At 71.7% G+C, this 23,137-nt stretch carries 25 protein-coding genes, 1 pseudogene and 1 riboswitch; of the genes and pseudogenes, 17 read left to right on the top strand and 9 right to left on the bottom strand.

Annotation, left to right across the window (positions count from 1 at the left end; all coding sequences use genetic code 11):
- The first annotated feature begins 85 nt into the window (after positions 1-85).
- Complete coding sequence (locus CRP27_RS06570) at positions 86-682, top strand: NAD(P)H-dependent oxidoreductase (protein ID WP_167590893.1); 597 nt, start codon at positions 86-88, stop codon at positions 680-682.
- 198 nt (positions 683-880) lie between these two features.
- On the opposite strand, the gene aroQ is transcribed toward CRP27_RS06570, so the two are convergent.
- A complete protein-coding gene (aroQ, locus tag CRP27_RS06565; protein WP_097179913.1) occupies positions 881-1,324 on the bottom strand; it encodes a type II 3-dehydroquinate dehydratase in 444 nt (147 codons plus the stop codon).
- A gap of 139 nt (positions 1,325-1,463) precedes the next feature.
- Here aroQ and CRP27_RS06560 point away from each other — a divergent pair, with 139 nt between their 5' ends.
- From CRP27_RS06560 to CRP27_RS06540, 5 genes are all read left to right on the top strand, one after another.
- Complete coding sequence (locus CRP27_RS06560) at positions 1,464-3,134, top strand: sodium:solute symporter family protein (RefSeq protein WP_097179912.1); 1,671 nt, start codon at positions 1,464-1,466, stop codon at positions 3,132-3,134.
- A gap of 19 nt (positions 3,135-3,153) precedes the next feature.
- Positions 3,154-3,483 carry a hypothetical protein gene (locus tag CRP27_RS06555; RefSeq protein ID WP_097179911.1) on the top strand — a complete coding sequence of 110 codons (330 nt, stop codon included), beginning with the start codon at positions 3,154-3,156 and terminating at the stop codon, positions 3,481-3,483.
- Between the two features lie 229 nt (positions 3,484-3,712).
- The gene (locus tag CRP27_RS06550; protein WP_097179910.1) at positions 3,713-4,129 is read left to right on the top strand and encodes a VOC family protein; all 417 of its coding nucleotides are present in this window, start codon (positions 3,713-3,715) and stop codon (positions 4,127-4,129) included.
- A gap of 48 nt (positions 4,130-4,177) precedes the next feature.
- On the top strand, positions 4,178-4,792 hold the full coding sequence (locus tag CRP27_RS06545; RefSeq protein WP_097179909.1) for a DNA-3-methyladenine glycosylase I: 615 nt from the start codon (positions 4,178-4,180) through the stop codon (positions 4,790-4,792).
- Positions 4,793-4,830: 38 nt separating this feature from the next.
- Entirely contained in the window at positions 4,831-5,634 is an 804-nt protein-coding gene (locus CRP27_RS06540) for a DJ-1/PfpI family protein (RefSeq protein WP_097179908.1), read from the top strand.
- Here CRP27_RS06540 and CRP27_RS06535 read toward each other — a convergent pair.
- Positions 5,631-6,389: a LysR family transcriptional regulator substrate-binding protein gene (locus CRP27_RS06535; protein ID WP_176505490.1), complete on the bottom strand. Its 759-nt coding sequence runs from the start codon at positions 6,387-6,389 to the stop codon at positions 5,631-5,633. The two genes, CRP27_RS06540 and CRP27_RS06535, sit on opposite strands and share 4 nt — an antisense overlap.
- Before the next feature lie 33 nt (positions 6,390-6,422).
- On the opposite strand from CRP27_RS06535, the gene CRP27_RS06530 reads away from it, so the two are divergent.
- Entirely contained in the window at positions 6,423-6,812 is a 390-nt protein-coding gene (locus CRP27_RS06530) for a DUF5997 family protein (protein WP_097179906.1), read from the top strand.
- Between the two features lie 37 nt (positions 6,813-6,849).
- Positions 6,850-7,356 (top strand): hypothetical protein, encoded by a 507-nt coding sequence (locus CRP27_RS06525; protein ID WP_097179905.1) that lies wholly within the window; start codon positions 6,850-6,852, stop codon positions 7,354-7,356.
- A gap of 12 nt (positions 7,357-7,368) precedes the next feature.
- Here the strand turns inward: CRP27_RS06525 and CRP27_RS06520 are convergent, their stop codons facing one another.
- Entirely contained in the window at positions 7,369-7,782 is a 414-nt protein-coding gene (locus CRP27_RS06520; RefSeq protein WP_097179904.1) for a phage holin family protein, read from the bottom strand.
- 269 nt (positions 7,783-8,051) lie between these two features.
- Here CRP27_RS06520 and CRP27_RS06515 point away from each other — a divergent pair, with 269 nt between their 5' ends.
- Positions 8,052-8,579 (top strand): Lrp/AsnC family transcriptional regulator, encoded by a 528-nt coding sequence (locus tag CRP27_RS06515; protein WP_079236647.1) that lies wholly within the window; start codon positions 8,052-8,054, stop codon positions 8,577-8,579.
- Between the two features lie 3 nt (positions 8,580-8,582).
- Here the strand turns inward: CRP27_RS06515 and CRP27_RS06510 are convergent, their stop codons facing one another.
- A complete protein-coding gene (locus CRP27_RS06510) occupies positions 8,583-9,014 on the bottom strand; it encodes a GNAT family N-acetyltransferase (protein WP_079236646.1) in 432 nt (143 codons plus the stop codon).
- A gap of 111 nt (positions 9,015-9,125) precedes the next feature.
- On the opposite strand from CRP27_RS06510, the gene CRP27_RS18175 reads away from it, so the two are divergent.
- The 8 genes and pseudogenes from CRP27_RS18175 (at position 9,126) to ribH (ending at position 18,803) form a co-directional block, all read left to right on the top strand.
- The gene (locus CRP27_RS18175; RefSeq protein WP_176505473.1) at positions 9,126-10,448 is read left to right on the top strand and encodes a hypothetical protein; all 1,323 of its coding nucleotides are present in this window, start codon (positions 9,126-9,128) and stop codon (positions 10,446-10,448) included.
- A gap of 86 nt (positions 10,449-10,534) precedes the next feature.
- Positions 10,535-11,671, top strand: coding sequence for a hypothetical protein (locus CRP27_RS06500; protein ID WP_097179903.1), 1,137 nt, complete (start codon positions 10,535-10,537; stop codon positions 11,669-11,671).
- Positions 11,653-12,477: a hypothetical protein gene (locus CRP27_RS06495; protein ID WP_097179902.1), complete on the top strand. Its 825-nt coding sequence runs from the start codon at positions 11,653-11,655 to the stop codon at positions 12,475-12,477. The genes CRP27_RS06500 and CRP27_RS06495 overlap by 19 nt, the downstream gene beginning before the upstream one ends.
- Before the next feature lie 162 nt (positions 12,478-12,639).
- Positions 12,640-13,980 carry an alpha/beta hydrolase family protein gene (locus CRP27_RS06490; protein ID WP_097179901.1) on the top strand — a complete coding sequence of 447 codons (1,341 nt, stop codon included), beginning with the start codon at positions 12,640-12,642 and terminating at the stop codon, positions 13,978-13,980.
- Positions 13,980-16,424 (top strand): bifunctional lysylphosphatidylglycerol flippase/synthetase MprF, encoded by a 2,445-nt coding sequence (locus CRP27_RS06485; RefSeq protein ID WP_097179900.1) that lies wholly within the window; start codon positions 13,980-13,982, stop codon positions 16,422-16,424. Before CRP27_RS06490 ends, CRP27_RS06485 begins: the two co-directional genes overlap by 1 nt.
- Before the next feature lie 390 nt (positions 16,425-16,814).
- Positions 16,815-16,949: riboswitch (FMN riboswitch) on the top strand.
- 91 nt (positions 16,950-17,040) lie between these two features.
- The gene (locus tag CRP27_RS06480) at positions 17,041-17,670 is read left to right on the top strand and encodes a riboflavin synthase (RefSeq protein WP_097179899.1); all 630 of its coding nucleotides are present in this window, start codon (positions 17,041-17,043) and stop codon (positions 17,668-17,670) included.
- Positions 17,671-18,294 (top strand): annotated as a pseudogene (gene ribB, locus CRP27_RS06475) (3,4-dihydroxy-2-butanone-4-phosphate synthase); the annotation flags it as partial. It lies immediately after the preceding gene.
- Between the two features lie 29 nt (positions 18,295-18,323).
- Positions 18,324-18,803, top strand: a complete 480-nt coding sequence (gene ribH / locus CRP27_RS06470) for a 6,7-dimethyl-8-ribityllumazine synthase (RefSeq protein WP_097179897.1) — start codon at positions 18,324-18,326, stop codon at positions 18,801-18,803.
- Positions 18,804-19,014: 211 nt separating this feature from the next.
- Here ribH and CRP27_RS18170 read toward each other — a convergent pair whose 3' ends face one another.
- From CRP27_RS18170 to CRP27_RS06450, 5 genes are all read right to left on the bottom strand, one after another.
- Positions 19,015-19,185 carry a hypothetical protein gene (locus tag CRP27_RS18170; protein ID WP_156794867.1) on the bottom strand — a complete coding sequence of 57 codons (171 nt, stop codon included), beginning with the start codon at positions 19,183-19,185 and terminating at the stop codon, positions 19,015-19,017.
- Positions 19,186-19,252: 67 nt separating this feature from the next.
- Complete coding sequence (locus CRP27_RS06465; RefSeq protein WP_079236636.1) at positions 19,253-19,801, bottom strand: TetR/AcrR family transcriptional regulator; 549 nt, start codon at positions 19,799-19,801, stop codon at positions 19,253-19,255.
- Between the two features lie 58 nt (positions 19,802-19,859).
- Entirely contained in the window at positions 19,860-20,774 is a 915-nt protein-coding gene (locus CRP27_RS06460) for a carbohydrate ABC transporter permease (RefSeq protein WP_097179896.1), read from the bottom strand.
- Positions 20,771-21,805 (bottom strand): carbohydrate ABC transporter permease, encoded by a 1,035-nt coding sequence (locus CRP27_RS06455; protein ID WP_097179895.1) that lies wholly within the window; start codon positions 21,803-21,805, stop codon positions 20,771-20,773. The genes CRP27_RS06460 and CRP27_RS06455 overlap by 4 nt, the downstream gene beginning before the upstream one ends.
- The gene (locus tag CRP27_RS06450; protein WP_097179894.1) at positions 21,802-23,109 is read right to left on the bottom strand and encodes an extracellular solute-binding protein; all 1,308 of its coding nucleotides are present in this window, start codon (positions 23,107-23,109) and stop codon (positions 21,802-21,804) included. Before CRP27_RS06450 ends, CRP27_RS06455 begins: the two co-directional genes overlap by 4 nt.
- Between the last annotated feature and the right edge of the window lie 28 nt (positions 23,110-23,137).

Here is a 23,137-nt window from a genome sequence, read left to right as displayed (position 1 = left end):
GGGGACGGTACGCGACAGGCGCTGGAACCCGACACATGTCGTCACACGCGAGCCGCCGGGCGGCATGCGTGTGACGATCGATCGCATGAGCGGAGAACTCGTCGTCGGCGTGAGCGGCAGCCCATCGGACCCCTCGCGGACGTCCACCCTGGTGGCTGCGACCGTGGCGCGCCTCGGCCAGGAGATCGAGGACGCACGGACCGAGACGGTCGAGATCGGACCGCTGCTCGCCGACCTCGGTGCTGCGCCGTCGCGCGAGGCGATGTCCGACCGCACCCGCCGTGCCCTCGAGACGGTCGAGGCAGCTGACGTGCTCGTCGTGGGCAGCCCGGCCTTCCGCGCCGCGTACTCCGGCGCGTTCAAGCTCTTCTTCGACTGGATCGGCCAGTACGACCTCGTCGACACCCCGGTGCTCCTGACCGCGACGGGTGGCAGTGACCGGCACGCACTGCTCGTCGAGCACCAGATGCGGCCGCTGTTCGGGTTCTTCCAGTCGACCACGCTGCCCATCGGCGTCTTCGGGAACGAGCGGGACTTCACGAAGCGCGAGGGCGGCTACGACATCGCGAACGTCGACCTCGAGCTGCGCATCGACCAGGCCGTGCACCGCGCCCTGCCGATCATCCGCGGGGGCTTCGCCACCGCCGGCGCCGGCGACGTCCGCCGCCCCGCCGACTTCTGAGCCGCGGCGCGGGAGCCGGCCGCGCGCTGGGCTGGACCGCCGCCGCACAACCAAAGTGCGCCCGAACCGCGGAATCCCGTGGTTCCGGCGCACTTCGGTTGTGCGCCGCCGCGCGACACCGCGCGACGCCCTGAACGTCTCAACCACCGGACTGGAGGCGCGTGGCGGGCCCGCCCCGCGCCTCCAGTCCGCCGTGGGTCAGCTCTGCAGGGACGCGACGTGCGCGACCGCCAGTCGGTAGCCGTCCGGGCCGGCGCCGGCGATGACGGCGGTCGCCGCCGTCGCGACGTGGTCGACGTGCCGGAACGGTTCGCGCTTCCACGTGTTCGACAGGTGCACCTCGACGACCGGGACCGAGAGTGCTTCGACCGCGTCGTGCAGCGCGACCGAGGTGTGCGCGTACGCGGCGGGGTTGATGACCACCCCGACGAAGTCGTCGAGCGCCTCGTGCAGCCACTCGACGAGCTCGCCCTCGCGGTTCGTCTGCCGGAAGTCGGCATCGAGACCGTGGACCGCGGCTTCCGTGTGCACGATCGCCTCGATCTCGGCGAGCGTCACCGTGCCGTACTGCGTCGGGTCGCGCCGCCCGAGGATGTCGAGGTTCGGGCCGTTGAGGACGAGGATGCGCGACTGCTCGGTCATGGGGCGAGCCTACCGACGCCGCTCGTGGCCCTTGCGGGCGCGATGCATACCCCGGCTATGTGAACGGTCACAAATCGGTGTAACGTTCCCGTCCGGGTCGGCGGAGTTGTCGATCGCAACACACTGACGTGGAGTTTGAATGGTTCTCGCTGCAGCGAACAACGGGATCCGGCTCGATCTGGGCTGGGTCGACTACCTGATGATCATCGTGTACTTCGCGGTCGTCATCGGGATCGGGTTCACCGCCCGGAAGCAGGTCCGGACGAGCATGGACTTCTTCCTCTCGGGCCGCTCGATGCCCGCGTGGATCACGGGCCTGGCGTTCGTGTCCGCGAACCTCGGCGCGACCGAGATCCTCGGCATGGCCGCCAACGGTGCCCAGATCGGCATGGCGACCCTGCACTACTACCTCGTCGGCGCGGTGCCGGCGATGGTGTTCCTCGGGCTCGTGATGATGCCCTTCTACTACGGCTCGAAGGTGCGCTCCGTACCCGAGTTCATGCTGCGGCGGTTCGGCAAGGCCCCGCACCTGGTGAACTCGATCGCGTTCGCGGTGTCGAACGTCCTCATCGCGGGTATCAACCTCTACGCGATGGCGATCGTCATCGAGGCGATGCTCGGCTGGCCGGAGTGGCTCGCGATCATCGTCTCCGCCGGCTTCGTGCTCGTCTACATCACGTTGGGCGGCCTGAGCAGCGCGATCTACAACGAGGTCATGCAGTTCTTCGTGATCATCGCCGGCCTCATCCCGCTGACGATCGTCGGTCTGCACCGCGTCGGCGGCTGGAACGGCCTGACGAAGGCGATCACCGAGACCCAGGGTGTGCAGCACCTGCAGGCCTGGGCCGGCACCGGCTTCGGCGACGTCACCAACCCGATCGGTGCGAACTGGCTCGCCATCGTGCTCGGCCTGGGCTTCGTCCTCGGCTTCGGCTACTGGACGACGAACTTCACCGAGGTCCAGCGCGCGTTCTCGGCGAAGAACATGTCCGCTGCCCGCCGCACCCCGCTCATCGCCGCGATCCCGAAGCTCTTCATCCCCGCGATCGTCGTCATCCCCGGCCTGATCGCCGCGGCCGTCGTCGGCAACCAGTTCGCCTCCGGTGCGCTGGACTACAACGACGCGATCCCGAAGCTCATCCAGATGTACCTGCCCACCGGCGTGCTCGGCGTCGCGGTCACCGGTCTGCTCGCCTCGTTCATGGCCGGCATGGCGGCGAACGTCTCGTCCTTCAACACGGTCTTCACGTACGACATCTGGCAGCGGTACATCAAGCCGAACATGCCCGACCTGCACTACCTGAAGACCGGTCGCTGGGTGACCGTCGTCGGTGTGCTCATCGGCATCGCGACCGCGTTCATCGCCGCGCAGGCGTCGAACATCATGACCTACATGCAGACGCTGTTCTCGTTCTTCAACGCGCCGCTGTTCGCCGTGTTCATCCTCGGTCTGCTCTGGAAGCGGATGACCACCGCCGGTGCGCTCTGGGGCTACATCCTCGGCATCGTCACGCCGACGATCACCTGGATCGCGTACCTCGTGAACCCGAAGCTGTTCGCCACCGCGACCGCCGAGACCCTGTACGGCGCGATCATCTCGTTCGTCACCGTGCTCGTCGTCGGCTTCGTCGTGTCGATGTTCACCAAGCCGAAGGCCGAGAAGGAACTCGGCGGCCTGGTCTACGGCATCGGCAAGATCGACCTGCACGGCGACTCCGTGGCGACCGACACCGCCTGGTACCGCTCGCCCGCGCTGCTCGGCACGGTCGCACTCGTGCTGTGCGTCGTCCTCTACCTCCCGTTCCTCTGATCACCGAAGGAGATCTCCCATGAGCGACACCAACACCGCCATGACCGAGGAGCAGAAGGCCGCCCTCGTCCGTTCCACCCGCCGACTCGACCTGCGTCGCATCCTCGGTGGCCTGTTCGTCCTGTACGGCGTGATCACGACCATCGTCGGCATCGTCCACTGGAACACCGACCCGGAGAAGACCGGCGGCATCCACATCAACCTGTGGGTCGGGCTGTCGATGCTCGTCGGCGGGCTGCTCTTCTTCCTCTGGGACCGGCTGAACCCCGTCCCGGCGGAGGACATCATCGGCCAGGCCGAGGCCGAGGCGCACCAGAAGGCCGCCGGCGAGGGGCGCGAGCTCGCCTGACGGCTGCGGTCGGCGGGGCTGAGTGGCTCCTGCCGACCCGGAACGACGAAACCGCTGTCGTGCGACAGCGGTTTCGTCGTTCCACGGCGGTCGGCCTGGAGGCGCGGTGCAGGCTGTCGACGCGGGCGGTCGTCCGTCCAGTACATTGCGTTCCACTTGCTTCGCCGATGGAACGGTTGCGCTCCACCCTCCGACGCGCCAGGTTGAGCACGACGAAAGGAACCTCCCCATGGACACGATGGTCTTCATCAACCTGCCCGTCGCCGACCTCGAGCGCTCGAAGGCGTTCTACGAGGCACTCGGCTACTCGATCAACCCGGCGTTCACCGACGACACCGCGGCGTGCGTCGTGGTGAGCGACACCATCTACCTCATGGTGCTCACGCACGCCAAGTTCGCCGAGTTCACCGACAAGACGATCGCCGACGCGGGAACCATCGAGGTCATCAACTCGCTCAGTGCGCCGTCGAAGGACGAGGTCCACCGCATCGTCGACGCCGCGGTGATGTCCGGCGGCACCGAGGACCGCGGGGAGATGGACCTCGGGTTCATGTACCAGCGGAGCTTCACCGACCCGGACGGTCACCGCTGGGAGTACGTGTGGATGGATCCGCAGGCGGCGCAGGACGGCCCGCCCGCCGAGTGACCGAGGGCCGTGGCGTCGGCTGTCGGCGGCCCGCGCCAGGATGGTGCCATGACCACTGAACCCGCACCGCCGTCGTCGGACCTCGTGGTCGGGGACGACGGGCTCGCGCGGCCGGTGTGGGCGTCGACGGACGAGCTGCTCCGGAGCTACTACGACACCGAGTGGGGCATGCCCGTGCGTGACGAGCGGGGCGTGTTCGAACGGCTCTCGCTCGAGGCGTTCCAGTCCGGTCTGTCGTGGCGGACGATCCTGGCGAAGCGGCCGGCGTTCCGTGCGGCCTTCGCGGACTTCGACGCCGACACCGTGGCGCAGTTCGGTGAGGACGACGTCGCACGTCTGATGGCCGACGCCGGCATCGTCCGGAACCGGGCCAAGATCCTCGCGACCATCACGAACGCGAACGCCACGATCGCCCTGCGTGACGACGGTGGCCTGAGCGAGTTCGTGTGGTCGTTCCGGCCCACGACCACACCCGAGCCGCACTCCTACGCCGAGGTCCCGACGAAGTCCGACGAGTCCGTGGCGCTGTCGAAGGCGCTGCGGAAGCGGGGGTTCGCCTTCGTCGGGCCGACCACGATGTACGCCCTGATGGAGGCGCTCGGGATCGTCGACACGCACCTCGTAGGCAGCCACCGCCGGGGGACCTCCGGCGTCTGGGCCTGACCGGAACGCGGTCCTCGCAGCAGCGCTAGGGTCGCGACATGAGCTCCGAGAACCCGCGCGTCCGCCCCGTCCACCCGGTCGACGCCGAGGTGGTCGAGGTGCCGGTCGACACGGACGTCCCGGTGGCCGAGCCGAGCGACGACGCGGTCACGCCCGACCACGACCCCGACGAGGTCCGGATCTCGTTCCTGCTGTTCCCCGACCTCACACAGCTCGACCTGACGGGTCCGGCGCAGGTGCTGACCCGGGTACCGGGAGCCCGCGTCGAGTACGTCGCCGCGACGCTCGACCCGGTGCCGAGCGACTGCGGGCTGGCGCTCGTGCCGACGACGACGATCGCCGAGGCCGGGCCCGCCGACGTCCTCGTGGTCCCCGGTGGCGACGGCGCGTTCGACGCCATGCTCGACCCCGAGGTGATCGGGTTCGTCCGGCGCGAGGCCGAGCGGGCCACGTGGGTGACGTCGGTCTGCACGGGTGCGTTCGTGCTCGGCGGTGCAGGGCTCCTGGCGGGGAAGCGTGCGACGACGCACTGGGCGTCGAAGCCCATGCTCGCGGCGTTCGGTGCGCAGCCCGTCGACGACCGCGTGGTCGACGACGGTGCGATCGTGACCGCGGCCGGGGTCAGCGCGGGCATCGACATGGCGCTGTGGCTCGCGGCCGAGCTCGCCGGTCAGCCCGCGGCCGAGGCGATCCAGCTGCAGATCGAGTACGACCCGCAGCCACCGTTCGACGCCGGGTCCGCCGTGCGCGCCGACACCCGGGTGGTCACCGCTGCCCGAGCGGCCGCCGAGGACACCCGGGGCGAGCGCGTCGCACGCGCAGCCGCAGCTGTGATGCGCTAGCGGTTGCCCTTCGAGCCGCGCTTCGGCTTGCCCTTCATGCCGCGCTGCACCCGGCCGCGCCCGGTGGAGTTCTTGCCCCCGCCGCTCTTCGCGCCGGTGCCCTTCGTGGCACCCCGCTTGGCGACGGTCTTCTTGTTCGCAGCGGTCGCCTTGCCGCCACCCGACGGACGCGAGCCGGCGTCCGCGGCGCGATCCGTGCCTCCAGGCTCGTCCTGCGTGCCCCGCGAACTGTTCGCGGTCCGCCCGCGCACCACGCCGATGAACTCCTCCGTCGTGTCGGAGGCGTCCTCGTCGCGCCAGACGAGCGCGATCCGGGTACCAGGTGCGTCGACGAGCGGGCGCGCGACGAGGTCCTTGCGGCTCGCCGCGCGGAAGAGCGACTGGGGGAGCACCACGACACCGACGTTGGCCTGGACGAGGTCGAGGGCGGCGTCGACGTCGGCCGGGACGGGCCCGGCGTCGACGACGTGCACGTCGGTCTCGGCGAGGTCGATCTGGGCGAGGTCGGCGAGCGGGGAGTCCTTCGGGACCGCGACGACCGCGGTCTCGGTCCAGAGCGGGATGGCGTTGTGGCCGTCCGGGAAGGGCGCTCGGACGAAGGCCATGTCGGCCTCGTCAGCGAGTGCGTCGACCACCTCGTCGGCTCCGATCGGACGGAGACGGAGGTCGGTCTCGGGGAAGCGGTCGCGCCAGACGCGTGCCCACTTCGCCGGGGACACCCCTGGTACGAAGGCGATGGTGAGGGCCGCGGTCATGCAACCGAGCATAGGGGCCGTACCCTTGGGGGTATGGCGCAGGAACAGACCATGAAGCCCGAGACGGCCGCGAAGAAGCTCGGCATCCTGCTGGCGGCCGCCCCGGAGACCTTCCAGAGAGCGCCGATCAGCCGGACCGCGTTCGACGAACTCCGCACGGAACCCCCGACCTGGCTCGAGGACCTCCGTCGCGACGGCCCCCACCCGCGACCCGTCGTGGCGCAGAAGCTCGGCGTGTCGATCTCGGGGCTGACCCGTGCGGGCATCGACGAGCCGCTGACCACGTCCGAGATCAAGACGCTGCTCGAGCAGAAGCCCGAGTGGCTCGTCCGTGAGCGTGCGACCCAGGCCGCCGTGCACGCCGAGAACGCCCGCGTGAAGCAGGAACGCGCCGCGAAGGCCGCTTCCCGCGCCGAGGACTGACCCACCCCGCACCAGCCGCCGCACCCGAGGACACGCCGTGCACGAGACCGTCGCCGACGCCATGCTCGTCGTGCCGCAGTTCGCGTCGGTCTGCTGCATCGTCGGTGACCGCTACCGGCCGCGGCCGGGCGTGATCGTCCCCGCGACGGTGATGCTCGTCGCGATGCTGATGCCCGTCGTGCACGCGGGGGCCGTGTGGACGCTCCTCGCGGCGACCCTGCTGCTGCTCCTCGCCCCGCTGCCGGTGATGCGCCGTCGTCGAGCGGACGGTCGCCGGGCCGAGCCCATGGACGTGCACCGCGCGCTCTCCGCGGTCGTGATGGCGGGCATGCTCCTGATGGGCCACGCGACCGGCATCGCGGACGGACACGCCGGGCACGGGATCGCGTTGACCGCGGTGCTCGGCGCCGGCGTGATCGGCTACTCGGCGTTCAGCGGGTGGCTGCTCCGGTACGAGTGGGCCCGCGAGGACCGACGGGCCGTGCGGAGCGGCGAGGTCTTCGCGATGACGGTCGCCGTCGTCGGCATGACGCTCGCGATGTAGCGGCGTCCGGCCTCAGCGGTTCGTCACCCGCTCCTTCGCCTCGTGGATGGTGTCCGTCGGCACCGGCGGGACACCACGGCGGATGCCACGGAGGCCGACGACGCCGAGGACCGCCGTGACGATCGCGAACACCGCGAACGTGATGCCCACCGCGGCCCACACCGGCAGCGCGAGGGCGATCAGTGCGACCACGAGGCCGGCGAGCAGGACGAGCGTCGTCAGCGCGAAGCCCACGGCGATGCCGGCGAGCACCAGGCCGATCTTCGCGCCGCTCGCCCGTTCAGAGATCTCCCGCCGCGCCGAGGCGACCTCGTCGCGGACGGCACGCAGCACCGGCTCGAGGGCCTTCTGCACGAGTCCCGCGGTGACGGTGTCGCGGAAGGACGGCTTGCCGGTCGTGGTGTCGTCGTGGTCGGTGGTGCTCATGGGGTCTCCTGTCCGGTCGCGGGGCTCCGCGTCCGTCCGTGGGACGCTGCGACTCCGAGGATCGTCACGTCGTCTGCGTGCATGCTCGGGCACCTCGCAGGTCGGCGCGGGCCGGGGCGGTGGTCGCAACCGCCTGGAGGCGCGGCTCGCGTCGTCGACGCGGGCGGGGCCTCCAGGGGTGGTCACCACCAGGGCGTCAGGACAGGGCGCGATGACTGCGTCACCACGGCCGCGGCGCGGCCAGCGGAGTGACCCGGTAGCGTCGAGGCGTGTCCGATCGTCCCGTCCGCCGCCCCGACCCCGCTCCGCGTCTCGACGAGGTCGACGAGCGGATCCTCTGGACCCTGGCCGCCGACGCCCGGATCCCGAACAACCGGCTGGCCGCGGCGGTGGGCATCGCACCATCGACCTGCCTGACCCGGGTCCGCGCCCTCGAGGACGCCGGGATCATCCGCGGCTACCGCGCCGAGGTGGACGTCGCCCGGCTCGGGTTCGCGATCGAGGCGATGGTCTCCGTGCGGGTGCACGCCGCGGCACGCCACGAGCTCCGCGACTTCGCGAAGCGCCTGCTCCGGGTGCCCGTCGTGCAGGACGTGTCGTTCCTCGCCGGGGACAAGGACTTCCTGGTGCACATCGCCTGCACGTCCACCGAGCAGCTCCGGGACTTCGTGGCCGACGAGCTCAGCGGGGACCCGTCGGTGGCCACGACCCAGACGAACATCGTCTTCGAGCGGCTCGTCGCGGACCGCGCGCACCAGGGCCGGTCGTTCGACGAACTCCGCCGCTGGCGTGCCTGACGGTCAGCGCGTCCGCGCCATCGGGAGGTGCGGGATGCCGTCCTCGGAGAAGTCCTCGCCCGAGCGCACGAACCCGAACCGGGCGTACCACTGCTCGAGGTGCGCCTGCGCGTCGATCGCGATCCGCGGCGAGCGTGCCTCGGCGATGGCGGCCTCCATCAACTGCGCCGCGAGACCCTGACCGCGTGCAGCGGCCGCGGTGGCGACTCGGCCGATGCGCTCCGTGCCGTCCGGTTCGCGGAGGAGCCGGAGCGTGGCGTCGACGGACCCCTGCCCCGCCCAGAACTGCAACGTGCCCGGCTCGAGGTCTCGCCCGTCGATGTCGGGGTAGGCGGCCCCCTGCTCGACGACGAAGACGTCCTGGCGGAGGCGCAGGATCTCGTGCAGCGTCACGATGTCGAGGTTGCGGGTCGGAGCGTTGAAGATCGAGACCAAAACCGGCCTTTCCTGACGATTTCTTCCGAAACAGGGTGCGTTCCGGCGCGGAGCGGCGTACCGTGCCGATCAACCACTCTACGTGCGCAGCCGAGATCAGGAGGTGAGCGCATGGACCAGCCGATGTGCGCACCCTGGCGCGCGATCGTCCGGTACGCCGTCCTCGGCGTCGGGATCGCCGCTGCCCTCGTACTGCTCACGCTCGTCCTGGGCGCCCGTCCGGCCTCCGCGGCGACACCCGCCACCGCACCCCAGACCCAGCAGCGCGGGGTGGTCGGCGGCCTGGTCCAGGGCCTCGGCGACACCGTCCACGGCGTCACCGGCGGGGTCGGACACGTCGTGCAGGACGTCGTGGAACCCGTCCGGACGGCGGTCGCGCCGGTGGCACCCGCTCCGACTGCACCTGCACCTGCTCCGGCACCTGCCGCACCCGCACCCGCTCCGGTAGCACCGGCTCCGTTGCCCGCAGCACCTGCGCCGGCCGCAGCAGCGCCGGCCCCCGCCGCCCCGGCACCGGCTGCCGCGCCGTCGAGCCCCGCTCCCGTGGCGGCCGCTCCGGCACCCGCCGCACCGAGCACGTCGGCGCCCGCCGCCTCGCACGCGCCGGCCGCCGCGACCGCACCGACCACCCCCGCGACGCAGGCCGAGCCGACGGCGGCGAGCAGTGCCTCCAGGCCGCTCACCGACGCGGTCGTGACCGTGCTGCGCCCCGTCACCGGCACCGTGCAGTCGCTCACCGACGCGCGTCCCGTGACCACCGTCGTCCACACGCTCGACCAGGTGCTCGGTGGTCTGCCGATCGTGGGAGCGGTCGTCGGTGACGACACGCTCGGGACCGTCACCCGCCCGGTCACCGGACTCGTCGACGACACCCTCGGTGGCGTCGGGACGACAGTCGGTTCCCTCCCCGGCGCGGTCGACGGCCTGCCCCCGGTGCTCGGCGGCACCCTGCCTGGAGGCACGGATCCCGTCCCCGGTGCCCCCTCCGGCCCGGTGGGTGGCGGCTCCACCACGCCGTCCGGGTCAACGACGTCGGCCACCGGTGCGCGCGTCGCAGTCACGGCTGCGGCGGTGACGCCCGCAGCGGCGCAGCGTTCCGAATCCGCGCAGACCACCTCCGCGTCCGCCACGCGGGCGACGGTGGTCGCCGGCGCCGCGCAGGCCGCAGACGCCGTGCAGGACGTCGCGTACGGCGGCCGCGCGCTCCTCGTCCCCGAGGGGCACGGCACCGGGCACGGTGACGGCCCCTTCGACGGGAGCGGCCCCGGGGTCCTCGGCGGCAGCGCCGCGGGTTCGGCGGGCGCCGCAGCCGCCGTCGGAATCGTCGGTTCCACCGGCGGACAGATCTCCCTCGCCGCGGGGTCACGCGGCACCCTCTCCGACGACGCCGTCCCCGCGTCGGTCGTCGGCGAGCACGACGTCGCCCCTGACTGAGATCGGTGCGCCTGTCCGTCACGGCAGGCACGCACCACCGGCCGCCATCGCGGTCGGCCCCACATCTCGATCAGGGAGCAACGATCATGAACAAGTACGTCTCCAGAGGGCTCTGGTTCGCCCTCTTCGTCGGCGGGCTGACGCTCGGGGGTGCTGCTGCGGCGAACGCGGCCACGACCTCCGGCGCGGACGGCACCGCTTCTGGAACCCAGGTGGCACCGTCCATCGAAGCCCCGGTGTCCGCGACCGGCAACGCACTCGGAGTCCTCGGGGACGCGGTGTCCGCGGTCACGAGCAGCGCGCCGGCAGCCACCCCCGCGGCACCCGCAGCACCGGCGGCGGCTCCGTCCACCTCGGGAACTGACGGTGTCGCGTCCGGGACCCAGGTCGTCCCGGACGTCACGGCCCCCGTGCACGTCTCCGGCAACGCGATCGCCGTCGGCGGCGACGCTGCGGCGTCGGCGCCGGCGCCCGCTGCCGCTCCGGCACCCGCAGCGACCGCTCCGGCACCGGCCGCTGCTCCGGCGACGTCAGGTTCGGACGGCATCGCGTCGGGCACGCAGGTCGCCGGTGACGTCACCGCCCCGGTGACCGCCTCCGGCAACGCGATCGCGGTCGGGGGAGACGCCACCTCGGCGTCGACGCCCGCCACGGCATCGGCTGCACCGACGTCCGCCGCTCCGACAGCGTCGTCGGCTCCGACGACGTCGGGTTCGGACGGGACGGCGTCGGGCACCCAGGTGGCGCCGGTCGTCTCGGTCCCGATCACGGTGTCGGGCAACGGCATCGGTGTCCTCGGCGACGGCGCGTCGGCTGGTTCGACGGCGCCGGCGACGGGTTCGACGGGCACGACTCCTGCCGCTGGGGGTTCGACCTCCGGTTCGGACGGGGTCGCTTCGGGTTCGCAGGTGTCCCCGGTGGTCTCGGTGCCGGTGACGATCGGTGGGAACGGCATCGGCCTGGTCGGTGACGGCACGAGCACCGGTTCGACGACCCTGTCGACGGCCGGTTCCACGGGCACGACCCCTGCCGCCGGGGGTTCGACCTCCGGCTCGGACGGAACCGCGTCGGGCACCCAGGTCGTTCCGGTCGTCTCGGTCCCGATCGCGGTGTCGGGCAACGGCATCGGTGTCCTCGGTGACGGCGCGTCGGCTGGTTCGACGACGCCGGCGACGGGCTCCACGGGCACGACCCCTGGTCCCAGGTGGTCTCGCTGCCGGTGACGATCGGCGGGAACGGCATCGGCCTGGTCGGTGACGGCACGAGCACCGGTTCGACGACCCTGTCGACGGCGGGCTCCACGGGCACGACCCCTGCCGCCGGGGGTTCGACCTCCGGTTCGGACGGGGTCGCCTCGGGTTCGCAGGTGTCCCCGGTGGTCTCGCTGCCGGTGACGATCGGCGGGAACGGCATCGGCCTGGTCGGTGACGGCACGAGCACCGGTTCGACGGCCCCGACCGGCGCCACGGGCACGACCCCGACTGCCGGAGGAACGACCTCCGGCGACGGTGGGCTCCTCTCCGGGACCCAGCTGACCCCGGTCATCAGCCTCCCGATCACCATCGGCGGCAACGGGATCGGCATCGTCGGCGACGGCACCAGCACCACCACCCCGGGAACCGGCACGAACCCCGGTGGTGGTACGGACCCCGGTGACGGCACGGACCCGGGTGACGGGACCGACCCCGGTGACGGTACCACGCCCGGTGGCGGCACCACGCCGGGTGACGGCACGGACCCCGGTGACGGGACCGGCGTCGGCGACGGCAGCACGCCCGGAACGGCGACCACCCCGGTGACCGCAGCCGACGTGTCGGCGGCGACCGGTGCCTCCAGGACGGTGACCGTGCTCGCGACGGCCACCGGCGTCCCGACGGTCGCACAGACCGTCGCGCGCACGGTCGGCGCCTCGAGCACCCAGCCCGCCCTCGCCTACACGGGAGCGACCTCGCCGGTCGCGCCCCTGGGCATCGCACTGCTCCTGCTGCTGGCCGGAGCGGGGACCAGGGTGCTGCGCAAGCGGCACTGACCGAACGATGGCACGAGGGGCACCGCCGCGCGGTGCCCCTCGTCCCCGTGCCCGCAGCTGGGAAACGTCCGATCGACTCCTGGGAGCCGTCGATGCCGAACCTGTGCACAGCAGAAGCGGCTCCGCGGCCGCCCGGCAGCGGGCCGACGCCACGATGAGACCGTGCTCCACGACCTCCTGCGCATCCCCGTCACCGGCCCCGACGTGCTCGTCCCCGTCGACGTCGCCGCAGCCCTGCTGACCGTCTTCGTCGTGGTCGCGCCGGTCCTCCGCCGGACGCGCCAGCACCCGGTCCGAGCGGTGCTCGTCCGGACGGCGTCGCTGGTGGTCGGCGCAGGGATCGGGCTGGTGGCGGTGTGGTGGACCGGTGACGTGCTCGACCTGTTCGGGGTGTCCTTCACGCCGGTGACCCGCATGTGGATCGCGTTCGCGTGCGCCGCGATCGCACTGCTGGTCGTGGTCCTCGTCCAGGGCGGCTGGACCCTGCGCGTCGTCGCCGTCGGTGCGGCGGCGGTGGTCGCGCTCTCCGCCGGTCTCGGGGTGAACGTGGACTTCGGGTTCTACAAGGACGTCGAGCAGGCCATCGCGACGAACCCGTACCCGACCCGGTCGCTAAGCGCACGGCCGGACGCCACGAACGCCGACCAGGTGGTGGACGGAGTGCACTGGCACGCTCCGGCGGGCATGCCGCGCGGAGGGGAGACCCTGAGCGTGCGGATCCCGGGGACCACCTCGCACTTCCGTGCCCGGAAGGCCGTGGTCTGGCTCCCGCCGGCCGCCCGGACCGCACACCCGCCGACGCTCCCCGTGCTCATCGCGCTCTCCGGGCAGCCGGGCGAGCCGTCCGACCTGTTCCAGACCGGCGACCTCGGTCGGTACCTTGACCGGTATGCCGACGCGCACCACGGACTCGCCCCGATCGTCGTCGCACCGGACCAGCTCGGCGCACCGGCGCACAACCCGATGTGCGTCGACTCCCGTCCCCTCGGCCGGAGTGCCACGTACGTGATGACCGACACCGTGCGGTGGATCCGCCAGCACCTGCCCGTCGCGACGGCGCCGAACGCGTGGGGGATCGTCGGGTTCTCCGAGGGGGCCACCTGCGCGATGCAGTTCTCGACCGCCCACCCGGACGTCTTCGGGAGCGCCCTCGCGATCTCGAGCGAACTCGCCCCTCGCAACGGCAGCGTCCAGCACACGATCGCCGAGGGTTTCGGCGGGTCGGCGGCCGCCTACCGTGCGGCGTCGCCGAGTGCCATCATGACCGCGCACGGCCGGTACCGGGACCACCTGACGGTCTTCGGGGTCGGGCAGGACGACGCGCCGTACCGGGCGTCGACCGCGGCACTGCGGGCCGTCGCCGAGCGCGAGGGCATGCAGACCTCGCTCGTGGTGTCCCCGGGGTCGGCCCACGACTGGAACACCGTGCGGTACGTCCTGGCGCACGGGCTGCCTGCGGTCCTCGCGCACCTCGGGCTCCCGGCGACGTCGGGTGCGCTGTGATGGCAGGTGGCACCGTGGTGTCAGGTGGCACCGTGACGGCCGTCCGCCGCGCTTGGCGGACGATCCGTCGGCACCCCGTCACGACCACGATCGTCCTGCTCGTGCTCGCCACGTCGGTCACCGCCGTGGTGCTGCGCGTCCTGCACGGTGGCGGGCCGGTCTCGTACGGCCCGTTCCGGGTCTTCGCGGTCTCCACCGGCGTGCTGGCGCTCCTGCTCACCCTCGCCGGGGTCGTCGTCCTGGTCGGCGCAGCCGAACGCCTGATGGGGTCGTGGCGGACCGCGCTCGCGTTCGTCGTGACGACCGTGGTCGGCACGGGGATCGGTGCGCTGAGTGCCTTCGTCGACACGGACGGCCGCGACGTCGGCCCCCTGCTGCTCGGGCGGGCGACGAGCTTCGACCCCTGGACCGCCATCGTCGGGACGATCGTGACCGCGAGCGCCTTCGCCGGTCCGCTCTGGCGGCGGCGCATCCGGGTGAACGCCCTCGCCGTCGTCGCGGCACTGCTCCTGTACGCGGGACACGCCTCGGACCTGTACGCCGTCCTCGCGGCCGGGGCCGGTTGGGTCCTCGGCGAGCTCCTCCGCCGCACGCCGAAGCGGAGCGGGTGGGTGCGCAGTTCCCACCGCGAGACCCGGGTGCTGCTCGGCACCGTCGTCCTGGTCTCCGCAGTGGGGCCGGTCATCGCGCTCGTCTCCCGCGCTCGGGTCGGCATCCTCGCGCCGCTCGCCGCCGTGGTGGGCGCCGGACCGGTCACCCCGGTGCACGGGTGCCGGGCGGACGGGATCGCGGGGGAGTGCCTCCGATCCCTGCTGGCGTACCGCGCGACCGACCCGTGGACCGTGGTCCTCGCCGCGGCACCGCTGCTGGTGCTCGTCGTCGCGGGGCTCGGGCTGTTCCGCGGCAGCCGGTTCGCGGTCTGGCTCGTGGTGGTCGTCGACGTGGTGACCGCGCTCGCCGCGGCCGTCACGTACGGGGCGGTCCCGGGCAGGGTCGAACGGCTGCACGGCACCGAGGACCAGTTCATCGTCGGGGTGTCCATCGCCGCGTCGATCGTCGTCCCGCTCGCGACCGCCCTCGTCCTCGTGCTCCTCCGCCGTTCCTTCACGGTGCTGCCCTCGCGCCGTCGGGTCGTCGCCTTCGCGGTGACCGTGGCGGCCGCGGCGGGAACGATCGTCGTGGTCGTCCTCGTCACGGCGGCGTCGTCGCCCCAGCACGTCGAGGACCCGCTCCGCCTGGCCGTCGCGGCACTCGGCCCGATCGCCCCGGTGACGTTCTGGGACCGGCTCCCGTCGCTCCACCCGATGCTGCGCGTGGTGCTCGGACTCGCCGGCCCGGTGCTCTGGTTCGTGATCGCCTTCGCCGCCGTCCGGCCGACCGGCGCAGTGGAACCCGACGCCGACGCGGACGGCACGCGCCGGGACCGTGAGCGCGCTCGCGCCCTTCTCGAAGCCGGTGGTGGCGACGCGTTCGGCTGGATGACGACGTGGCACGGCAACGCCTACTGGTTCGCCGCCGACGGTCGGGCCGGCGTCGCGTTCCGCCGCAACGGTCGCGTCGCCGTCACGGTGGGCGGCCCGTTCGGATGGCCCGACGCGCGAGGCTCCGCGATGACCGCGTTCGCCCGCTGGTGCGACGACAACGGGTGGACGGCCGTCTTCTACGGCATCGGCGCGGACGCCGCCGGCACGCTCACCGCGCAGGGGTGGGGAACGCTCCCGGTCGCGGAGGACGCCGACCTCGACCCCCGCACCTGGACCACGAGCGGCAAGAAGAAGCAGGACGTCCGGACCTCGGTCAACAAGGCGAAGCGCGAGGGGCTCACCGCGACGTGGTCGAGCTGGCAGGAGCTCCCGGCATCGACCACGCGGCAGATCGAGGCGATCTCCGAGGAGTGGGTCGCCGACCGCGAGCTGCCGGAGATGGGCTTCACGCTCGGCGGCGTCGACGAGATGCGCGACCCCGCCGTCCGGATCCTCGTCGCCCAGGACGAGCACGGCACGGTGCTCGCCGTCACGAGCTGGCTGCCGAGCCACCGGGAGGGCCGGGTCGTCGGGTGGACGCTCGACGTCATGCGCCGGACCGGAGCGGCACCGAACGGGGTGATGGAGTTCCTCGTCGCGAGCGCTGCCGACCGGATGCGGGAGGACGGGGTGGAACGGCTCAGCCTGTCCGCGGCACCGCTCGCTCAGGCCTCGGACGGAGCGCCGGCGAACGAGGGCGTGCAGGACCTGCTCGGCCTCGTCGGCGGCGTGCTCGAGCCGGTGTACGGGTTCCGGTCGCTGTTGCGGTTCAAGCTGAAGTTCGGGCCGGAGCTGCACCCGCTCGTGCTCGCGTACCCGGACCCGGTCGCGTTGCCGGCGATCGGGATCGCGGTGGTCCGCGCCTACCTGCCCGACCTGTCGCTCCGGCAGGCGGTCGCGCTGGCGCGCGGTCGCGGCTGAGCGGACCATGCGTCCGCCCCGCGGCCCACGAGACCACCCGGCGGCCTGGAGGCGCGGTGCGGCGCCGCCCCGCGCCTCCCGTCCGGCGGTGCGCCGCGTGGCCGGCGAGGCGCCGCCCGTCTGTCGAGACGCCGCCTGTCTGGCGAGACGCCGCCCGTCTGTCGAGACGCCGCCTGTCTGGCGAGACGCCGCCCGTCTGGCGAGACGCCGCCCGTCTGGCGAGACGCCGCCGGATCCTGCGGTGTCTCGTGCGGGCGGCGCTGTCTCGTCAGCCGGACGGTGTCTCGTGTCGACGGAACACCGGCGTATCGCGCGCCGACGACGCTCCGTTACGCCCGTGCGACCGGTGCGGTGTCGTCGTCGTCCGTGTGGGGTATCGTTCCGAGTACGCAAGCGCTCCGGGGTCGGTGCAATTCCGAACCGGTGGTGACAGTCCACGAACTGATGACGGGTGCGAACCCGGCAGAGGTTGACCCGGTGGGACTCCGGGACCGACGGTGAGAGTCCGGATGGGAGGCGCGCTGGCGGACGAGACGTCCCGCGATCCGTGGGTACGACCCGTCCGTCGATGCCGACGATCGTCGAACGCCCCCGGAGTCCCGTTGAGAGGACACCAGTGTTCACCGGCATCATCGAGGAACTCGGCACCGTCACCGCCGTCGAGCAGCACGGCGACTCCGTCGCGCTCACCGTCCGCGGACCCCTCGTGGTCCGCGACGCCCGACACGGCGACTCGATCGCGACGAGCGGCGTCTGTCTGACCGTCGTCGAGCAGACCCCCGAGACCTTCACCGCGTTCGTCATGAAGCAGACGCTCGACATGAGCGCGCACGGCTCGCTCGCCGTCGGCGACCGCCTGAACCTCGAGCGTGCGGCCTCCGTCGGCGACCGGCTCGGCGGCCACATCGTGCAGGGGCACGTCGACGGCACCGCCACCGTGCTCGAGACCGCGGACGGCGACGGCTGGCGGCGCGTGCGGTTCTCGCTCGCACCGGAGCTCAGCCCGCTCGTCGTCGACAAGGGTTCGATCGCGATCGACGGCGTCTCGCTCACGGTGAGCGCCGTCTCCGACGAGGAGACCCCGGCGGGCGACGCCTGGTTCGAGGTGAGCCTCATCCCGGAGACGCTCGAGGCCACGACCCTCGGTGCCCGCGTGCCGGGGGACCGCGTGAACATCGAGACCGACGTCCTGGCACGGCACGTCCGACGGATGCTGCGGCTCGACCGGGTCGCCGAGGCGGTCTAGATGGACGCGCTGTCGAGCATCGAGGACGCCGTCGCCGCGATCGCGGTCGGCCGTCCCGTCATCGTCGCGGACGACGAGCACCGGGAGAACGAGGGCGACGTCATCCTGTCCGCCGAGCTCGCGACACCCGAGTGGATCGCCTGGACGGTCGCGCACTCGTCCGGGTTCATCTGCGCCCCGGTGAGCCTCGAGATCGCGGACGCACTCGACCTGCCGCCGATGGTGCGGGACAACGAGGACGTCCGCGGCACCGCCTACACCGTGACCGTCGACGCGGCCGTCGGGGTGACCACCGGGATCAGCGCGCACGACCGTGCGCGGACGCTCCGGGTCCTCGCCGATCCGGCCTCCGTGCGCGACGACCTGCACCGACCCGGACACGTCGTGCCCCTGCGCGCACGACCGGGCGGGGTCCGCGAACGTGCGGGCCACACCGAAGCAGCGATCGAGCTCGTCACCGCCGCCGGGTTGCGCCCCGCGGCGGCGATCTGCGAGATCGTCGACGAGGACGGCAGCATGATGCGCCTGCCGCGGCTCGTCGAACTGGGGCACCGAGAAGGCGTGCCCGTCATCACCATCGCCGCACTCGTCGAGTGGCTCGACGCGGCAGACCGGGCGGCGGCGGAAGCCCTGTCCACGGAGGGAACAGCACGATGAGCGGAGCAGGCGCGGCGGACCGCGACCAGGTCGACGGCACCGGGATCCGGGTGGCGATCGTCGCCGGGCAGTGGCACGAGCAGATCGCGGGCGGGCTCCTCGCCGGGGCGCAGCGCGAGGTCGAACGACTCGGCGCCACGGCCGAGGTCATCCCCGTCCCGGGCAGCTTCGAGCTCCCGGTCGTCGCGAAGGCCGCGCTGGAGTCCGGGTTCGACGCAGCGGTCGCCCTCGGCGTGATCATCCGTGGCGGCACCCCGCACTTCGAGTACGTGTCGGACGCGGCCACGAGCGGGCTCACCCGCGTGGCGATCGACACCGGCAAGCCCGTCGGGTTCGGCGTCCTCACGCTCGACGACGAGCAGCAGGGCATCGACCGTGCCGGGTTGCCCGGGTCGAAGGAGGACAAGGGTGCCGAGGCCGTGCACGCCGCGGTGTCGACGGCGGTGACGCTGCGCCGGTTGCGCGTGCTCGCGTAGGCCGGTGCGCCGCGCGCTCGCTGGTGCCCCGTGCTCTCGCACAACCAAAGTCACCCCGCGCCGCGTGAACGCGCGGTTCCGGGCCACTTTGGTTGTGCGGCGCCCGCGCCCGCCCGCCCGCGCCCGCGCGCGCCGGCCGGCGACCCGCTCCGCCCGAACGACGACGGCCCCGCACCTCGAGAGGTGCGGGGCCGTTCGGGTGCGGTGCTGGCTACCGCTTGCCGAACACGTGGATCGGCAGGAAGAACGAGAGGCACATGAGCACGAGACCGCCCATGAAGATGAACGCCTGACCCGAGCTCACCTGGAACGCGAAACCGAACAGGTACATCGACACCAGCAGCAGCAGGATCGAGAAAACAGCGGCGATGACGCGGCCCACAGTGGTACCTCCGGATGTCGGGCGGGTGGATCGCACCCAGTCTATCCCCAGGAGCGGGGATCGTCGTTCACGCGCCGGGTCGGGTGGCGATCAAGCGGTCGACGACGGCGAGGAGCGGCTCCATGTCGACGCTCGCCCGGTCGGGTCGGCCCGCGCTCGCAGCACCGAGTGACGCGGCGTGGTACAGCCCGTCGCCCATGAGCTTGATCGCCTGGGCGGTCGGCGCGTCGCCGAGCGAGTCGACGAGTGTCGCGAGCCAGGCGTTCTCGGTGTCGTCGAGGGTGCGGCCGGCCTCTTCGTACCCGGCCTGCTGCAGTCGACTGGCGGCGAGGAGTGCGAGGTCGAGCTCGCTGCCGACGAACTGGCAGTTGCGGACGAAGTAGCGCGCGGCACCGTCCTCGGCGTCCCGCATCCGCTCGACGTCGATCGCGGACAGGTCGGACAGGCGCTCGCACAGGCCCTCGACGAGTGCCGCCTTCGAGCCGAAGTGGTAGAGCAGCCCGCCCTTGGAGACACCGGCGCGGGCGGCCACGGCGTCGAGGGTCGCCGGGCGTTCCCCTTCTTCGCACACGATGGCGACGAAGCTGTCGAGGACACGGTCGCGAGCACTTGCCATGGGGTGAGTCTAGGGATTCGCGGGCGGCAGCGCGGGACACGCGCTGCCGCCCACGGCCTCATCCCTTCAGCGCACCGGCGGCGATGTTCGCGATGAAGTGCCGCGAACCGATGATGAACACCCCGATCAACGGGAAGACGCTGATGACTGCGCCGGCCATCACCGCCCCGAGGTCGGTCGCGTTCACCGAACTCAGCCCGGCGAGTGCCACCTGCAGGGTCTGGCCCTTCGGGTCGATGAGCACGATGAGCGGCCAGACGTAGTCGTTCCACGCCGTGATGAACGTGAAGATCCCGAGGAACGCCAGGCCGCCCCGGAGCATCGGGACCGCGATCGACCACCACGTCCGGAAGAAGCCGGCGCCGTCGACCCGGGCCGAGTCGATCACCTCGTTCGGGATCGACCCGGTGGCGAACTGCCGGAGCAGGAAGATCCCGAACGCGTTCGCGGCACCCGGGATGATCAACGCCTGCAGGCCGCCGATCCACCCGAGGTGGGCCATCAGCACGAAGCTCGGCACCAGCGACAGGCTGCCGGGCACGAGGAAGGTGGCGAGCATCACCGTGAACAGCGAGCGCTTGAACGGGAACTCGTACTTCGCGAAGGCGAACGCGGCGAGCGAGTCGAACAGCATGACGAGGACCGCCGTGCCACCCGCCACGACGACCGTGTTGAGCAGGGCGCGGAGCATGTCGACGTTGCTGAACACCGAGGCGACGTTCGCCAGGGCGTTGCCGCCGAACCAGAGCGACGGCGGGTAGCCGAAGATCTCCGCGTTCGTCGACGTCGACATCACGAGCAGCCAGTAGAAGGGGAAGATCGACAGCACGACGCCGACGATCAGGCAGAGGTGCGTGACGGCTGTCCCCACCCAGCCGCGGCGGAACGCGTGCCCCCGGTCCTGACCAGCGGCTCCCGGTCGGCCGAGCACTGCCGCGGTGTTGGTCGTCGTCGTGGTCGGTGTCGCGGTCATGCGTCGACCCCCTTCGGAGCGGTGCGGACGGCGCGCGGGGTCCGCAGGCGCCGCGGGGTCTTGAGGCCGTCGCGTTCACTGAGCAGTCGCCAGTTGATGATCGCGAAGACCACCGAGAAGATGAACAGCACCCAGGCGATCGCCGAGCCGTAGCCGAAGTCGAACTGGTTGAACGCCTGTTCGTACTGGTAGAGCACGATCGTCATGCCGGCCTCGTCCGGGCCACCGACCGCCTGGCCGTTGAACAGGATCTGCGGCTCCGTGAAGAGCCCCAGGCCGCCGATCGTCGACGTGATGACGGTGAACAGGATCACCGGCCGGAGGAGCGGCACCGTGATCCGCGAGAAGATCTGCCACGTGTTCGCCCCGTCGACCTTCGCCGCGTCGTAGAGCTCGGTGGAGATCGACTGCAGGCCCGCGAGGTAGATGATCGCGTTGTACCCGGTCCAGCGCCAGATCACCATCACCGAGATCGTGACCTTGATGCCCCAGTACGACGACAGCCACCCGACGGGATCGGCCCCGAGTGCCTTCATCGCGGCGTTCACCAGGCCGAAGCCGTCGGAGAACACCGACCCGAAGACGATCGCCATCGCGACCATGCTCGTGACGTTCGGGATGAAGAACGCCACCCGGTACAGGCCCTTGCCGCGGATGTCGCCGTGCAGCAGGAACGCGAGCACGAGCGCCAGGAACAGCATCGGGACCGTGGACAAGATCCAGATCAGGAACGTGTTGGCGACGGCGTTCCAGAACCGCGGGTCGCCGAGCAGGTACTGGTACTGCGCCAGCCCGACGAACGCGGGGGAGCCGACGCCGTCCCAGTCGGTGAACGACAGCACGATCGAGAAGACGATCGGGAACAGCCCGAAGACCAGGAACAGGATGTAGAACGGCGCGATCGCGACGTACTGCGGCCAGAAGCGCCGGAGACCGGACCGCCCGCCGGTCGCGGCGGTCGTGATGGAAGCCGTCGGGGTGCCGACGACCGCGGGGATGCTCGTCGTCGGGGGTGCCTGTTTCGTGCTCATGCCCGCACCCCGCGCTTCTCGAGGACCCGGTTGGTCTGGTCGACGGCGTCCTGCCAGGCGCGCTCCTGGTCCTTGCCGGACTCGACGTTCGTGATCTCGGTCGCGAACGCGCCGATGAAGCGCTCCGAGTTCGAGATGTACGTCACGGGGACGTCCATGGCCGAGGCGTTGAAGAACCCGAGCGGGTCCTGGTCGCCGAAGTAGTTCCCGGGGTTCTTCATGAGCCCGTTGGAGAACGACGCCGGTGTCGAGGGGAACAGCTGCACGTCGTTGTACGTGTGCGACTGCACCTCGGGTGACGTGATCCACTGTGCGAAGGCCGTGGCCGCCGCCGGGTCCTTCGACGTCTTCGGGACGGCGAGGAACGAGCCGCCGCTGTTGCCCGGCCGCTCCGGCTGTCGGGCGATCCGCCACTTCCCGGCGGCGTCAGGAGCGGTGTCGTGGATGACCTGGGTCCACCAGGCGCCCTCGATCTGTCCGGCGACCCGACCGGACACCCAGCCGGCGTTCTGGTCGGTGCCGGACTGCAGGTTGCCGGTGAGTCCGGACCGGATGCAGGCGACGGCGTTCTCCCACGCCTGGCGCACCGAGCTGTCGTCCTGCTCGAACACCGGCCGGTCGTCGCGGTCGAAGTAGCGGGTCTTGCTCGCCGCGATGTACTGGTTGAAGAGCTGCGTCGCGGTGATGACGGTCGCCGCGCCGGCCCCCTTCCGGATCTTCGAGCCGAAGGCGCGGAACCCGTCCCAGGTCGCGATGGCGTCGGAGACCTCGTCGGGGTCGGTCGGCAGCCCGGCCTTCGCCAGGACGTCCTGCCGGTAGAAGAACCCCGTCGGACCGGTGTCCACCGGCCAGAAGCACTGCCGGCCGCTCGGGGTGCGACCGAGCGCGAGCTTCCAGTCGTAGTACTCGCCCTTCTTCGCCGCGCCGCCGTGGTCGTCGAAGTCGGTGAAGAGGTCCTCGTCGGGGAAGTACAGCCAGCAGTTCGAGTTCACCATGAGCACGTCGGGGATGAACGCGTTGCCGGCGAGAGCGGTCCGGAACTTCGTGTCGTACGACGCGCCGCCGATCAGGTCGGGCCGGAGACGCTTCGGTTCGTGCCCGCTGATGCCCCCGGCGGCCTGCTTGAGGAACTTCGGGTCGAGGGACCGGTTCCAGTACCAGAGGACCAGTTCGTCGGGGTCCTTCGAGATCGCGGTGCCGGTGGAGCACCCGGCGAGGAGCGCCGTGGTGGCGAGGGCGCCGAGGGCGCCCGCACCGGCGAGGAACCCCCGCCGGCTGAGACTGGTCGATGGTGCTGCTGTCACGGAGTACCTGCTCTCGTCATTGAGATGG

It is taken from the genome of Curtobacterium sp. 314Chir4.1 (assembly GCF_900215175.1).
Lineage (GTDB): Bacteria > Actinomycetota > Actinomycetes > Actinomycetales > Microbacteriaceae > Curtobacterium > Curtobacterium pusillum_A.
This window is presented reverse-complemented; position numbering and strand designations above follow the sequence as displayed.